Below are 14,189 nucleotides of genomic sequence, written 5' to 3'. Positions count from 1 at the left end.
ACAGATCCTCATCCTCACCAGCCAGCTGGGCGGCTTCTTCGGACTGGCCATTCCGCGCGGAGGCGGCGTGGTGGCCGCCTGGGGGCATCTTTTCAGCCATTTGCCGCAGTTCAACCCTTACGTCACCGCCCTCGGCGCGGGCACCATGCTCGTGGCGCTCGCCGTGCGCAGGCTGAACCCCAGGCTGCCCGCGCTGCTCATCGCCATGCTGGCGGCAAGCGTGGGCAATCATCTCATCGGCGGGGCCGCGCACGGGGTGACGCTCATGGGCGCGCTGCCCGACTCCCTGCCGCCGCTTTCCCTCCCGGTGCCGGGCTTCGACGAAGTGCGCCACCTGGTGCCCGGCGCGCTGGCCATCGCCATGCTCGGCCTGGCCGAGGCGGTCAGCATCGCCCGGGCCGTGGCCGTGCGCTCGCAGCAGATGATCGACAACTCCCAGGAGTTCATCGGCCAAGGGCTGGCCAACGTGGTGGGCAGCTTCTTTTCGGCCTATGCCTCGTCCGGCTCGTTCACGCGCACGGGGCTCAACTTCGAATCCGGCGCGAAGACGCCGCTGGCCGCCGTGTTCTCCGCGCTTCTGCTGGCGGCCATCGTGCTGCTGGTGGCGCCGCTCACGGCCTATCTGCCCCTGGCCGCCATGAGCGGCGTCATCCTGCTGGTGGCGGTGAACCTGGTGGACGTCAGCGGCATCCGGCACATTCTGCGCACGGACAAGAACGAGGCCGGGGTGCTTGGCGTCACCTTCCTGGCCACGCTGTTCGTGCAGATGGAGTTCGCCATCTTCTGCGGGGTCATCCTTTCGCTTCTGATGTATCTGAAGCGCACCTCGCACCCCAGCTTCGTGGTGCTGGCCCCGGACCCGGACAACCTGCGCCGGCCCCTGGTGAACGTGGACCGCAAGCCCGTGAAGGAGTGCCCGCAGCTCAAGATCCTGCGTCTGGACGGCAGCATCTTCTTCGGCGCGGTGACGCATATCTCCGAGGAACTGCACCGCATCATGGAAACCTTCCCGGAGCAGTGCCACATCCTCATCGTGGGCAGCGGCATCAATTTCATCGACGCCAGCGGCTGCCACATGCTCTTCAACGAGGCCCTGCGCCTCAAGCTCTCCGGCCGGGACATGTTCTTCTGCTCCCTCAAGACGGATGTGCAGGAGGTGCTCACAAAGGGCATGTGCCTGAAGCGCCTGGGTGGCGAGCACATTTTCGAGTCCGAGGGCTTGGCCATCGCCAAGATGGTGCAGCGCCTGGACCCGGAGCGTTGCGCCTGCTGCTGGGCCCGCGTGTTCCGCGAGTGCGAGCGCATGCCCGGCGGCGAGCATTACCAGCCGCAGCAGCCCGCTAGCGTGTGAGGAGCCCCCAGGCCGTGAACGCGAACCAGCCCACATAGCCAAGCAGCATGAGGCCCAGCCCGCGCATGATGAGCGCGTACGCCGGGCTGCCCATGAGCGGCCCGAAGCGGCCGGTAAGCCACGCCACCAGAACCTTGGAGCCGATGAGGCAGGAGAAGAAGCCCAGCAGGAAGGCCAGGGCCGCGCTTGCGCCTGCCGTCCAGGCCTGGGTCAGCAGGGGCGCGCCCACGCCGCCCCAGAACAGGTAGGGGCTGGGGTTCAGCAGGTTGGCCAGCACGCCCTTTTGCAGCGATTTCGGTTCCGCCGGGGCCGGGGCCTGGGCATCAGGCCGGAAGCGCAGGCTGGAAAGGGCGCAGAAGGCGAGGTAGGCCGCGCCGCCAAAGGTCAGAAGGCCCAGCAGCCTGGGGTGCGCGGCCAGCCCGGCGGTGAGGGCCAGGGCGGTGAGCACGATGGGCGCGTCGGTCAGCAGGGGCGAGGCCGCGACCTTGGCTCCCTCGCGCACGGAGTAGCGCAGGGTCTGCACGATGACCAGCGCCAGCAGCGGGCCCGGGGAAAGCCCGGCCGAAAGGCCAAGAGCCGCGCCCGTTATGGCGGCAGTGGCGGGTCCGTTTATCATTTGGGGAGCGTTTCCGGCCGGACTCAGGGCATGTTTTCCGGGTTCTTCCCCGGCAGGGCGGAGGGCACGGGGCCGAGCGCCATGTCGAAGCGGCGCAGGAATTCCTCGGCTTTGTCCTCGCCCAGGGGCCGGGCGAAGAGATAGCCCTGGAAGTACTCGCACCCCAGGCCCCGCAGGATGCCCTGCTGGCTCAAGGTCTCCACGCCCTCGGCCACCACGTCCATGCGCAGGCTTGTGGCCAGCTGGATGATGGCCCGCACGATCTCCAGGTTTTCCTGCCCGCATTCCAGCATGCGCACGAAGGAGAGGTCGATCTTCAAGTGGTCCAGCGGCAGCCGCGTCAGGTAGGCCAGGCTGGAATACCCGGTGCCGAAGTCGTCCACGGAGAAGCTCACGCCCATGTCGCGCAGTTCCGTAAGCTTGTTCAGCACCAGCGTGCCGCTCTGCATCAGCGCGGTCTCGGTCACCTCAAGCTTGAGGTTCTTGGCGGGCAGGCCGGTCTCCTGCAGTATCTCGCGCATGCGCGGCAGAAAGTCCGGCTTGGGCACCTGCTGGGGCGAAAGGTTCACGGAGAGCACGGCGTTTGCGAGGTGCGGATAGCGCTGGCGCCAGCGGTTCAGAATGCGCGAGCCCTCGCGCAGGGACCAGTAGCCCAGCTCCACCACCTTGCCCGATTCCTCGGCTATGGGGATGAACTCGCCGGGCATGATGAGCCCGCGCTCCGGGTGTTTCCAGCGGGCCAGGGCCTCGAAGCCGAAAAGCTGCTGCCCCACGCCCAGCTGGATGATGGGCTGGAACTCCAGGAAGAACTCGCCCCGGGCGATGGCCCGGTCCATCTCGTTCTCCAGGCGCACCACCTTCAGGGTCTGCGCCAGCAGGGAGGGCGTGAAGCTCTTGACCCGGTTGCGGCCCATGCTCTTGGCGCGGTGCATGGCCAGATTGGCGTTGCGCAGCACTTCCTCCGCGCTGGCGGCGGCGGTTTGGCCCAGGGCCAAGCCGATGCTGGCCGTGACGGTGAGCTCCTGCCCGTGCACCGTGATGGGTTCGACCATGGCCTGGCGGATGCGCCGGATGGCCTGGACAGGCCGCTTGTACGAGTCGAATTCCTCCATGACCACCACGAACTCATCGCCGCCCATGCGGGCCACGGTGTCCAGCTCGCGCACGCTGGCGCGCAGGCGGGCGGCAATCTCCACCAGCACGGCGTCGCCCGCGGTGTGCCCCATGGTGTCGTTGATGAGCTTGAAGCGGTCCAGGTCCAGGTAGATGACGGCGTAGCGATAGTCGGGCCTTCTGCGCTTGCGCTGCAGGGCCGTGTCGATGCGCTCCACGCAGAGCGAACGGTTGGCGATGCCCGTGAGGGGATCGTGCAGGGCCTGGTGCCGCAGGCGGGTTTCCAGGCGCATCTGTTCCGTGTGGTCCAGGAACATGCAGGCGCACACGCCGGGCTCGGTCTGGAAGCAATGCAGCTCCAGCGCCCCGGCCAGCTGCCCGTCGCGGTAGCCGTTCGGTCCGCTCTGCCAGGTGTCGGCCTGGGTGCAGGTGCGCATCAGGCGCTTGCGCAGCTCCGGCGAGGAGAGTTCCGGGAAGGCGGTCTCTATCGGTTGGCCCAGGAGCGTCGCGTGCTCGCGGTGCAGGATTTTGTCCGCGGCCGGGTTTGTCGCCATCAGGATGAGCCTGCCGCTGGGGGTGAGGCGGTAGAGGTGCACGCCAAAGGGCGAGGCCTGGAACAGGGCTTCGGCGCGGCGCTCGGCCTCGGTCAGGGCGTTTTCCGCGGTCTTGCGCGCGGTCACGTCCACGCCGGACTCCCAGGTGGCCCAGCCTGTGACGGGCTGCGCCTGCCGGGCCTGGGTCCAGGCGATGACGCGTTCACTGCCGTCGGCCGCGCGCATGTGGAACTCGCGGTCCGTGAAGCCTTCCGGCTCCCGGTGCCAGGCGCGCACGGTCTCGCGATAGCTCGGGTCCGGGTACAGGCGCTCGAAAATGTGCGGATCGGCCAGCACCTCCCGGGCCGGATAGCCCAGCACGCGCTCGCACTCGCGGTTCCAGAACACGATGCGCCCTGCGTCGTCGTGGGCGTGCAGCAGGAGCGGCAGGTTGTCCACCAGCGCTTCCAGGCGCTTCTGGTGCAGGGCGCAGGCCAGCTCCGTGTCGCGCAGGGCGGTCACGTCGATGACATGCCCGGCGGTGAGCCCTTTGGCGCGGGTGTTCAGGGGCAGCTTCTCGCGCAGGAGGTGCACCACATGCTCACGCCCGTTCCATACCAGCACGCGTTCGCCGCTTTGCGGCACGGGGGCGCGCGGAGGGGGGAAGAAAAGCGCCTCCGGCGCGTTGAGCAGCGCATCGGCCGGTTTGCCCAGCAGACGGCAGGCGGCAGGGTTCACATAGACGAGCCGCCCGCGCTTGTCCGAGGCAAAGACGGGCAAGGTGACGGAGTCGAGGACGCGGGCGAACTCACGCGCTGTCAGTCCCGGTTCTTGCCGCGGGCCGGAACGTTTCGGGAACTGCCTGGTCTGGCTCACCGCTTGGGGGGACGGCTTTGCGCGCATGTTCACCTGCAGGGTGGATGGTGTTGCAAGGGCTGTTATCATCCTGGCGGGCAAAAGCAAGAGGGCACGTAACCGCATGGGATGTTTGACCCCGGAACACGTGATGGCTGGACGCGGCATGCCCCGCATGCTACGTACGCGCAGGCGCGCCCCACACGGGCGCAAGACCGCGACACAGGAGGCTCCAATGCTGAAAGACTTCAAAGAATTCATCATGCGCGGCAACGTGGTGGACATGGCCGTGGGTATCGTCATCGGCGCGTCCTTTGGCGGCATCGTCAAATCCCTGGTGGACGACGTGCTCATGCCGCCTATCGGCCTGCTGCTTGGGCGGGTGGACTTCACCAACCTGTATCTCATCCTGCGCGACGGCGCCGTGCCCGGCCCCTATGCGGCCCTGGCCGAGGCCAAGAAGGCCGGAGCCGTGACCCTGAACCTCGGCCTGTTCGCCAATACGGTCATCAATTTCCTCATCGTGGGCATGGCCATCTTTCTTGTGGTGCGCGCGGTGAACCGCCTGCGCGACATGCAGAAGAAGGACGAGCCCGAAGCGGCCCCCAGCACGCGCGACTGCCCCTTCTGCGCCATGAACATCAGCCTTAAGGCCGTGCGCTGCCCGCACTGCACGTCCGATCTTTCGGACTGAGCGACGCCACGCTTTAGTTTTTCCGCCACCGTAAGGAGGCATGCATTGTGCTTGGAAAAACGTTCTTTGTTCTCTCAGGTACTTGCGAATTTCAGGGGCTCTGACTTATGGTTGTCCGAGACGCACGGTTTCATCGTTCATGTTTTGGCCAGGTGTTGTCTCGCTACGTGTTTGGCATTGCCGACCATTTGCGTATGTAATCGGGACAGCATCATGCGAACAGCATGACCCGGCGAACGTTGTAGCCGCAATCAGGTCAGTACTGCATCTCTCTGTGCTTCGTCTTTGTTGTCCAAGGAGTCATGCGGAGGTTCCCCCATGCCTTTCAGCGCGCTCAGTGGCCTCAGGGCAAGACTGTTGGCTATAGTCCTGCTGGCCATGCTCCCTGTTCTATGTTTGGCTTTATATATGGCCATGGAGGACCACCAGCAGGCGAAAGCCTCGGCGGTGGAGAGCAGCAGACACCTCACGAGGACATATGCGGCATCGGGCAATGCGCTCATTGAGCGCACGCGCGAGTTGATGAAGCAGGCGACCCAGCTTTCCGCAGGGCAGACGCCGGGCGACTCCGCCTGCCGGCGCATGGTTGAGACCCTGCTCCTGCCCCAGCACCACAATGTCAGCATCCTCCGACCCGACGGCAGCGTCTTGTGCGCTTCGCAGCCCCAGGTCGACAACATCTCCCGCGCGGCGGAAGGCTGGTTCCGCAGGGCCTTGGCCACCGGCGCCTTCAGCGTCGGACATTTCCAGACCGACCCGGTGACCGGCGCTGGCGAGCTGCCCCTGGCCATGCCCGTGCGCGGGCCCGGCGGCGAGGTCCGCTTCGTGCTGTCGCTCGGACTTACGCTCTTCAGCCTGCGCGATGTGCTGGACGACGAACCGCTGCCCGAAGGTGCCGCGGCCTCGATCATCGACCGCACCGGCACCATCCTGGCCCGCTTCCCTGACGAGCCCGCCGCCGTGGGCCGCAGCGCCCCGGACGCCGAGAGCTTCCTGCCGGAGCTGGTGGGCCAGGGGCGCGATACTTGGGAATCGGTGGGCGTGGACGGGGTGCGGCGCATCTATTTCCTGTCTCCGCTTTCCGCCAGCCAGGACCGCGGTCTGTTCCTGCGCGTGGGCATGCCCGCCGACGTGGCCTTCGCCGCCGCGGACCGCGCCCTGAAGCGAAATGTGGGGTTCATCGGCCTCATGTGCGCCGTGGTGCTCCTCGCCACCTGGATCTTCAGCAACCGGCTTGTGCTGCGGCACACCAGGGGGCTGTGGCTGGCCACGAAAAAGCTCACGGAAGGGAACTATTCCCACCGCATCGGCCATCAGGGCGGCGGCGAACTGGGCGAGCTGGCCCTGGCCTTCGATCATATGGCCGGCGTGTTGGAGGACCGCACCGCGCGGCTTTCCAGCGCTGAAATAAAGTACCGCGAAATTTTTGAGAACTCTGTCGCAGGCATCTTTCAGGCCACCCCGGAAGGGCGCCTGTGCGACGCCAACAAGGCCATGGCGCGGCTTCTCGGCTACAGCGAGCCGGAGGAGCTGCTGCGCAAGGTGGACGACATCGGCCGCGACGTTTACGCCGAGCCGGAGCAGCGCCGCGAGGTCATGGAGCGCCTGGACCGCGAAGGCACGGTGTCCAGCCTGGAATTCACGGCCAAGCACGCCAGCGGCGACAAGGTCTGGCTGTCCATGGAGGCGCGGGCCATCCGCACGGCCGAAGGCGTGGTGGCCTACTACGAGGCCATGGTCTCGGACATCACCCTGCGCAAGAAGATAGAGCAGGAACTGAGGGCCAAGCAGGAGAAGTTGCACGCCCTGCTGGAGTATTCGCCCGCCCTCATCAGCATCAAGGACGCGGAGGGCCGTTACCTGCTCTCCAGCCGCATGCACAGCCAGGTCCGCTCGCGCGGGCAGTCCATTCTGGGCCGGCGCGTGGATGAGGTTTTCACGCAGGAAGTGGCCCAGGGCATTCTGGCCGAGGATGCCCAGGTGCTCGCGCTGGGCAAGCCCCTCACTTATCAGCGCCCCCTGCCGCTGAACGGCGAACTGCGGGACTTCGTGGCCATCAAGTTCCCCCTGCGCGACGCAGCGGGCAGGCCGGACCGGGTGGGCACCATTTCCTACGACGTGACCGACCTGGAGCGCGTGCGCGAGGCCCTGCGCCAGAGCGAAGAAAAGTTCCGCATCATGATCCAGACCTCGCCGGACCTCATCTGGTTCATCGATCCCGAAGGCTACCTGCTGGAAGCGAACAGCGCCAGCCGCGAACTCATCGGCTATGAGCCGGAGGAACTGCGGGGCAAGCACTTCAGCAGCTTCTTCCACCCGGAGGACTTGCGCAGCCATGACCGCGAGCAGGTGTTGCCGCATTTTCTGGGCGCGGGCGACACGCCCGTCAGCCCGCCGAAGCTCATCAACGAACGCCGCCAGCTGCCGCGCTCCACGCGCAACCTGAACCTGCGGCTTGTTCCCCGGCGGGAAAGCAAGGCCGAGGTGGCCAGCCGCAGCTTCGAGCTGTCTTCCTGCGGCCTGTGGCAGGACATGCGCTTCATGGGCACCATCGTGGTCATCCGCGACATCACCGAACGCAGAAGCGCCGAGATGGAGTTGACGCGCAGCCAGGAACTCCTGCGGCAAACCCAGGTCATGGCGCGTATCGGCGGGTTCTCGGTGAATCTGGACACGCGCGAGGGCGGCTGGACCGAGGAGGCCGGGCGGCTTTTGGGCTGTGAGGTGCAGCTGAACGGCGCCTGTGTGGGCATGCCCGATTTCTGGAGCCGCCTGGACTTTTTGGCCCAGGAGGACCGTGAGCTGTTCCGTGCTGCCCTTCTGCGGGCGGAGGAGCTGGGCGAGAGTTTCGACCTGGAACTGAAGCTGGAGCGCGGCGGCGGACCCCAGGCCTGGGTGCGCTTCATGGGCCGCAGGGCCGACCAGGACGGCGCGCGCCTGCTCTCCGGCTTCATCCAGGACATCACCGAGCGCAAGGAGCTTGAACAGCTCAAGACCGACATCGACGGCATCATCCGCCATGACCTCAAGGCCCCGCTGAACGGCATCATCAATCTGCCCGTGCTGATGAAGAACGACGGCAACCTGAACGACGCCCAGGTGGAGCTTCTGCAGCTCATCGAAGACTGCGGCCGCACCATGCTCCGCCAGATCGACATGTCCCTTGACCTCATGAAGATCGAACGCGGACAGTACGAGAGCCGCCCGGCGGCGTGCGACCTTGCGCCTCTGCTGCGCGAGGTCACGGCGCTCCTGGGCGACTCCGCGCGGGTCAAGCGCGTGCAGGTGACGGTGCGCCTGGGCGGGCGGCCCCTGGCCCCGGAGGACCGCTTCATTGTCTGGGGCGAGGAGCGCCTGTGCCACCCCATGCTGGTGAACCTGGTGCAGAACGCGCTGGACGCTTCGCCTCCGGGCGAACGGGTGGAGGTGGAGCTGCTCCAGGGCGAGTGCTCTCGCATCACCATTCGCAACCGGGGCGAGGTGCCGGTGAACATCCGCGACTGCTTTTTCGAGAAGTACGCCACCAGCGGCAAGACCGGCGGCACGGGCTTGGGAACCTACTCGGCCCAGCTCTTCGCCGAGGCGCAGAACGGCTGGGTGGAGCTGAACACCGACGAGCCCGGCTTCACCTCGGTCATCGTGCGTCTGCCCAGGCCCTAGCCGGGCTAGCCTTCAAGGGGCTCCGGCTCCAGGAATGGGTTGCGGTGCGCGGCAGTCATGAACAGGTAAGGATAGTTGGCCTTCAGGTGGCGCATGTAGTCCAACCACTGGGTGGCCAGCAGGCGGTAGGCGCGCTCCAGGTCGCCCTGCACGTGGGTGGCGTCGGCGTTTGAAAGCTCCGCCAGATCGAAGCGGAACTCCAGCTCCTCCTTGATGTGCAGCACCGCCCACAGCAGGTCGGTGAAGCTCTCGTGCTCCAGCAGGTTGGGATTTTCCAGCAGTCGCACCAGCAGGGGGCTCTTCTCCCCCAGGAACGTTTTGATGCGCCCCAGGGCGGCCACATCGGCCCGCACGCGGAAGGGGTGCCCGGACAGGGCGTCCGCATAGGTCGTGAAGCTCTTGTCCGTCCAGGAGTCGTGCTGGGGCGGCAGCCCGGCGCGCAGGGCGGGCAGGTTCCCGTCCAGGGCGGCAAGCTTGCGCATGAGCGCCGTGCCCGCCTCGCTGAAGAACACGCCGATGACCATGTTCAGCTTTTCCATGCGCTCGCGCTGTTCCCGGCGGGAGAGCAGATGGTCGGCCGTGGCGGCCATGGCGTTCATGAAGGAGCCCACGCCGGTGAGGATCATGATGCCGGCCACGAAGCGTCCGGCCCCGGTGAAGGGCACCACGTCGCCGTAGCCCACGGTGGACATGGTGACCACGCTGAAATAGAGCGCGTCGCCCAGGGGCAGGCCTTCCACGTGCATCAGCGCCAGGGTGCCGCAGACCAGCACCGTGAGCATGAGGCCTATGGACACCAGTACGCGCTGCTGGCCGGAATCGAGCCTCATGCGTCGTCCCCCATGCTGCCTTCGCCTTCCGCCTGGCGCACCAGGGCCGCGTAGCTGCGGATCTTCTCGCGTCCGGCCAGGGCCAGCTGCGCGCCGCGCGCCAGGGCCAGCAGCTCGTCCACCTGGGGCAGCGCCAGCACCGGGGCCAAAAAGCGCACCCGCCGGGCGATGCGCTCCACCAGATATTCGCTGCGGGCCATGCCCCCGGTGAGCACCACCGCCGCGGGTCCGTCCTGCGTGTCCTCGAACAGCGTGGCCGCCATGCCGCCCGCGGCCTTGGCCACGGCGTAGGCCAGGGCTTCGATGACCGCGCCGCAGTGGGCCTCGCCCTTGCGGAAGCGCTCTTCGACTTCGCGCAGGTCGTTGGTGCCGGTGTGGGCGTACAACCCGCCGGCGGTCAAAATTTCGCGGCGCAGCTGGGCCGGGTCCGCGCCCTTCTGGATCATCTCCACCAGCACCAGGGCGGGCAGGGCGCCCGCGCGTTCCGCGCTCATGGGCCCTTCGCCGTCCAGGCCGTTGGTCACGTCCACCACCTGGCCCCGGTCGTGGGCCCCCACGCTGACGCCGCCGCCCAGGTGCGCCACCACGAACTTGGCGTCGTGGTAGTCGAGCCCCAGGCGTTCCGCCGCCAGGCGCGCGGCCATGCGCTGCGAAAGGGCGTGGAACACGGTGCGCCGCCGGATGCGCGGCAGGCCGGTCAGGCGCGCGATGTCGCGCAGTTCGTCCGTCACGGGCGGGTCCACCACGTAGGCCGGGCAGCGGGAGCCCCGCGCGAAGCTGAGGGCCAGGGGCGCGCCCAGGTTGCAGGGATGCTCGCCGTGGAGATTGCGCGCCAGTTCGTCCAGCATCACGTCGTCCACGGCGTACACGCCGCCGGGCAGGGGGCGCAGCAGCCCGCCGCGGCCGGCCACGGCATCGAAGAGCGGCTCGCAGCCGTGGCGGGAAAGGGCGTCCTCCACGGCCCTGCGGCGCAGGGGCAGCTGGGCCTGGGAGCCGCCGCAGGCGTTGAGCTCCTCCTTGGCGTGGCGCACTTCCTCGCTGAAGATGAGGGCCTTGCCCGCGAACACGGCGAGCTTGGTGGAGGTGGAGCCGGGGTTGATGCAGAGGACGCGGGTGTCTGTGGTGTTGCTCATGTGCCGCCGTTATGCGTTGTTTGGGGTTGGCGGGGAGGTATTGCGCAGGGCCTCGTTGTGCAGGGCCCCATTGTGTTGGGCAAGGAAAACCGCCAGGGCGATGGAGGCGAACTTGGACTGCTCGGAGTCCCCGCGCGAGGGCACCACCACCGGTACGCGGCTTCCCACCACCACGCTGGCCAGGGGAATGTTCAGCAGGGTGCTCAAGGCCTTGTGCAGGATGTTGCCGGACTCGATGTCCGGGGTGAGCAGGATGTCCGCATGGCCCGCCACGGGATTGTCGATGCGCTTGAGTCTGGCGGACACCGGCGACACGGCGAGGTCCAGCGCCAGGGGGCCGGCCACCAGCGCGTCGCCGAAGACGCCGTCGTCGGCCATCTTGGCCAGCAGGTCGGCGTCGAGGGTGGCGGGCATGGCCGGGAAGTTGACCTTCTCCGTGGCGGCCAGAATGGCCGCGCGCGGGCGCACTATGCCCAGGGCCCGCGCCACTTCCAGGGCGTTTTTCAGAATGTCCATCTTGCGCTGCAGATTGGGGCGGATGTTCACCCCGGCGTCGGTGAGCAGCATGAGCCGGGGCTCGCCGGAGGTTTCCGGGTGTTGGGGGTGCTGGGGCGCGTCAAAGGCGGTGACGAGGCTCAGGATGCCGCCCGGGGCCACCAGCCCGGCGTCCTTGGCCAGCACGGCCTTGAGCAGCGTGGCGGTGGAGACCAGCCCCTTCATGATGAGCTGCACCTTGCCCTGGCGGTACAGGTCCACGGCCTTGGCCACGGCCTCGTTGTCGTCCGGGCAGTCGATGAACTCGAAGTCCGCGAAGTTTGGGCAGAGGGTTTCCGCCGCGGCGCAGGCGCGTTCCCTGTGGCCGATGAACACTGGCTGGGCCAGGCCTTTTTCGGCCGCCATGAGGGCGGCGCGCAGCACGAAGCGCTCCGCGCAGGGCGCTATGGCCACGCGCATGGTGCTGCCATGCGCCTGCACGGCCCGGATGATGTCGTCCAGGCTTTTCACGGCCTACTCGTCGCCGCGCTTAAGCGCGATTTTTCCGGTGCGGGCCATGGACAGGACGCCGAAGGGCGTGAGCATGCGGATAAGCCCCTCCACGCGCTCGGAATCGCCGGAAAGCTCGATGGTGATGCTCTTTTCGCCCAGGCCCACCACCCCGGCGCGGAAGACCTCCAGGATCTGCATGAGCTGCGACAGGCTCTCGCAGTCGCGCTGGATCTTCATGAGCACCAGCTCGCGGTCCACGAACTCGCGGCGGGAAAGGTCGTCCACCTGGATGACGAAGGCCATGCGGCCCACGGCCTCGATGACGTCGCTGGTGTCGTCGCCGTTCAGGGCGCCGTTCAAACCGTTGGGCGATTCGAAGCAGATGACCATGCGCGAGACTTCCGGGTTCTCGGTCTCGCCGCTGGAGATGCTGCGGATGTTCAGGCCGCGGCGCTTGAATTCCTCGGCCATGTCGGCGAGGACGCCGCTGCGGTTGGCCACCAGGGCGGAAATGGTGTGTTTCACGGTGCTTGGCTCCTTGGCTTCGCGCCGGGCGGATGCAGGCGCGCCGCTCGGCTCGCGTATTGTCGAAATCCTAACGGAAAGTGCGCGGGAAGCAAAGCCCGCGCCCGGCCAAACCCGCGGCCCGGCCTTGCCAATACTGTGCAAGCAGGGTAAAGAAAAGTATGGTCTATTGGATTTCCCTCCCGCGTTTGCAGGCCGCAGCGAGGCCTTCATGAAGGTGCGCTGCTGGGGCGCGCGCGGCTCCGTTCCCGTTTCCGGGCCGGAGTATCTGAGCTACGGCGGCGACACCTCCTGCCTGGAGATCCGCTCCAAGGACGACGACATCCTGATCCTCGACGCGGGCACGGGCATACGCGCCCTGGGCTGCGAACTGGCGGCCCGCCAGCGCTCGGACGTGACCCTGCTTTTCAGCCACTACCACTGGGACCACATCCAGGGCCTGCCGTTCTTCAAGCTGCTGTATAATCCCAAGGCCCGGCTGGCCCTGGGCGGCATCGGCGGCGGAGGAGAGAACCTGTTGCGCGTGCTCTCCCGCGCGCTGCGCCCGCCCTTTTTCCCTGTGCCGCTGGACAAGGTGCCCTCCACGCTTTCGGTGCTTTCTTATACGGAGGAAACCCTGCGCGTGGGCAGCCTGCTGGTGCGGCGCGTGGCGGCCTCGCACCCGAACAAGGGCGCGGGCTTCCGCGTGGAGGAGGACGGCAGGAGCCTCGTCTACCTGACGGACAACGAGCTTTCGCTGCGGCACCGGGGCGGGCTCTCCTTCGCGGACTACGCCGCCTTCTGCAAGGGCGCGGACCTGCTCATCCACGACGCCGAGTACACGCCGGAGGAATACCCGCAGCGCCGGGGCTGGGGACATTCCCATTTCGCGGACGCCGCCCGCCTGGCGCGCGAGGCCGGAGTGGGCGCCCTGGGGCTCTTCCACCACAATCAGGAACGCACGGACGAGGCCCAGGATCTGTTGCTGGCCCGCTGCCGGGGGCTGCTTTCCCGGCCGGGAGACCCGGACTGTCTGGCGCTCCACCAGGGCTGGGCCAGAGACTTTTCCGCCTGAGTTCCTTCTTTGGCGGGCCCCTTGCCCTCCGGGCGTCCAAACCGTTGGGGCACTTGATTTCTCCCCCCATACGTGCCACACCAGCACCTGCCGCATGAGGCGGCCTTTGCATGCATCCGGTTACGAGGAGGGGAAGATGCGCGCGCTCATCGTGGATGACGACTTCTACAGCCGTGTGGTCCTGCACGACATGCTCCGGGCCGTGGCGGAATGCCACATCGCCGTTAACGGTGAAGAAGCCGTGGGAGCCTTCAAGAAGGCGCTTGAGGACGGCCGCCCCTACGACCTGGTGTGCATGGACCTTGTGATGCCGGAGATGGACGGGCAGCAGGCTCTGCAGGAAATGCGCGCGCTTGAGGAAGAGCGGGGCATCGACGGCGTTGAGCGCAGCGTTATCTTCGTGGTGAGCATGGTCGAGGACAACCGTGAAACCAACGAGGCCTTCTTCCTCGGCGGTGCGGACAGTTTTTTGGTGAAACCTATCGAAGAAGCCCGGCTCATGGCCGAGCTTGGCGAACACGGGCTTCTGGGCTGACGGCCGCGCGCGGCGGTGTTTGAATTTCGCGCAAAAGTCGGCTACAGGATGCCGCGTCGGGTAGCGCATCGCTCCCGCCAGGAAGGTGCATGAGTCAGATTCTTGGGATTAAGTTCAGCGATCATGGGCCGGTGTGCTATTTCGCCTCCGGGCTCCATGTGTTGCGCGTGGGGCAGCACGTGCTGGTGGAAACGGACCAGGGTCAGGCCCTGGGCCGCATCGCCACGGTCAAGGCGCCCGACGGCGCAGACCAGTCCGGTATGGGCCAGACGGCCGCGCCTGCGGAAACCTACGCCACCGCAG

At 67.1% G+C, this 14,189-nt stretch carries 11 protein-coding genes and 1 pseudogene; 6 read left to right on the top strand and 6 right to left on the bottom strand.

What is annotated here, in order from left to right:
• On the top strand, positions 1 to 1,351 hold a 1,351-nt coding region (locus VN419_RS12795), incomplete at its 5' end, for a SulP family inorganic anion transporter (protein ID WP_325647606.1).
• On the opposite strand, the gene VN419_RS12790 is transcribed toward VN419_RS12795, so the two are convergent.
• Positions 1,341 to 1,967 (bottom strand): LysE family transporter, encoded by a 627-nt coding sequence (locus VN419_RS12790; protein ID WP_325647605.1) that lies wholly within the window; start codon positions 1,965 to 1,967, stop codon positions 1,341 to 1,343. The two genes, VN419_RS12795 and VN419_RS12790, sit on opposite strands and share 11 nt — an antisense overlap.
• Positions 1,968 to 1,990: 23 nt before the next feature.
• A complete protein-coding gene (locus VN419_RS12785) occupies positions 1,991 to 4,516 on the bottom strand; it encodes a sensor domain-containing protein (protein ID WP_325647604.1) in 2,526 nt (841 codons plus the stop codon).
• Between the two features lie 187 nt (positions 4,517 to 4,703).
• Between VN419_RS12785 and mscL the strand changes: the two genes are divergently transcribed.
• Both mscL and VN419_RS12775 read left to right on the top strand, forming a co-directional pair.
• Positions 4,704 to 5,162: a large-conductance mechanosensitive channel protein MscL gene (gene mscL / locus VN419_RS12780; protein WP_325647603.1), complete on the top strand. Its 459-nt coding sequence runs from the start codon at positions 4,704 to 4,706 to the stop codon at positions 5,160 to 5,162.
• Positions 5,163 to 5,684: 522 nt separating this feature from the next.
• Complete coding sequence (locus tag VN419_RS12775) at positions 5,685 to 8,822, top strand: PAS domain S-box protein (RefSeq protein WP_325647602.1); 3,138 nt, start codon at positions 5,685 to 5,687, stop codon at positions 8,820 to 8,822.
• Positions 8,823 to 8,827: 5 nt separating this feature from the next.
• Here VN419_RS12775 and VN419_RS12770 read toward each other — a convergent pair whose 3' ends face one another.
• Genes VN419_RS12770 through ilvN form a run of 4 tightly spaced genes read right to left on the bottom strand, consistent with a single transcriptional unit; the run spans position 8,828 to position 12,297 of the window.
• Positions 8,828 to 9,652 carry a potassium channel family protein gene (locus VN419_RS12770; protein WP_325647601.1) on the bottom strand — a complete coding sequence of 275 codons (825 nt, stop codon included), beginning with the start codon at positions 9,650 to 9,652 and terminating at the stop codon, positions 8,828 to 8,830.
• The gene (gene buk, locus VN419_RS12765; protein ID WP_325647600.1) at positions 9,649 to 10,785 is read right to left on the bottom strand and encodes a butyrate kinase; all 1,137 of its coding nucleotides are present in this window, start codon (positions 10,783 to 10,785) and stop codon (positions 9,649 to 9,651) included. Before buk ends, VN419_RS12770 begins: the two co-directional genes overlap by 4 nt.
• Positions 10,786 to 10,794: 9 nt before the next feature.
• Positions 10,795 to 11,790, bottom strand: a complete 996-nt coding sequence (locus VN419_RS12760; RefSeq protein WP_325647599.1) for a phosphate acyltransferase — start codon at positions 11,788 to 11,790, stop codon at positions 10,795 to 10,797.
• Positions 11,791 to 11,793: 3 nt separating this feature from the next.
• On the bottom strand, positions 11,794 to 12,297 hold the full coding sequence (gene ilvN, locus VN419_RS12755) for an acetolactate synthase small subunit (RefSeq protein ID WP_325647598.1): 504 nt from the start codon (positions 12,295 to 12,297) through the stop codon (positions 11,794 to 11,796).
• A gap of 211 nt (positions 12,298 to 12,508) precedes the next feature.
• On the opposite strand from ilvN, the gene VN419_RS12750 reads away from it, so the two are divergent.
• From VN419_RS12750 to VN419_RS12740, 3 genes and pseudogenes are all read left to right on the top strand, one after another.
• A complete protein-coding gene (locus VN419_RS12750) occupies positions 12,509 to 13,351 on the top strand; it encodes an MBL fold metallo-hydrolase (protein WP_325647597.1) in 843 nt (280 codons plus the stop codon).
• A gap of 136 nt (positions 13,352 to 13,487) precedes the next feature.
• Positions 13,488 to 13,886, top strand: coding sequence for a response regulator (locus tag VN419_RS12745; protein ID WP_325647596.1), 399 nt, complete (start codon positions 13,488 to 13,490; stop codon positions 13,884 to 13,886).
• An 89-nt stretch (positions 13,887 to 13,975) separates the two neighbouring features.
• A pseudogene (locus VN419_RS12740) lies at positions 13,976 to 14,189 on the top strand (hypothetical protein); the annotation flags it as partial.

Source organism: Humidesulfovibrio sp., from assembly GCF_035560995.1.
In the GTDB taxonomy this organism is placed as follows: domain Bacteria; phylum Desulfobacterota; class Desulfovibrionia; order Desulfovibrionales; family Desulfovibrionaceae; genus Humidesulfovibrio.
Note: the sequence above shows the minus strand (reverse complement) of the source record. Positions and strands in the feature narration are given on the sequence as shown.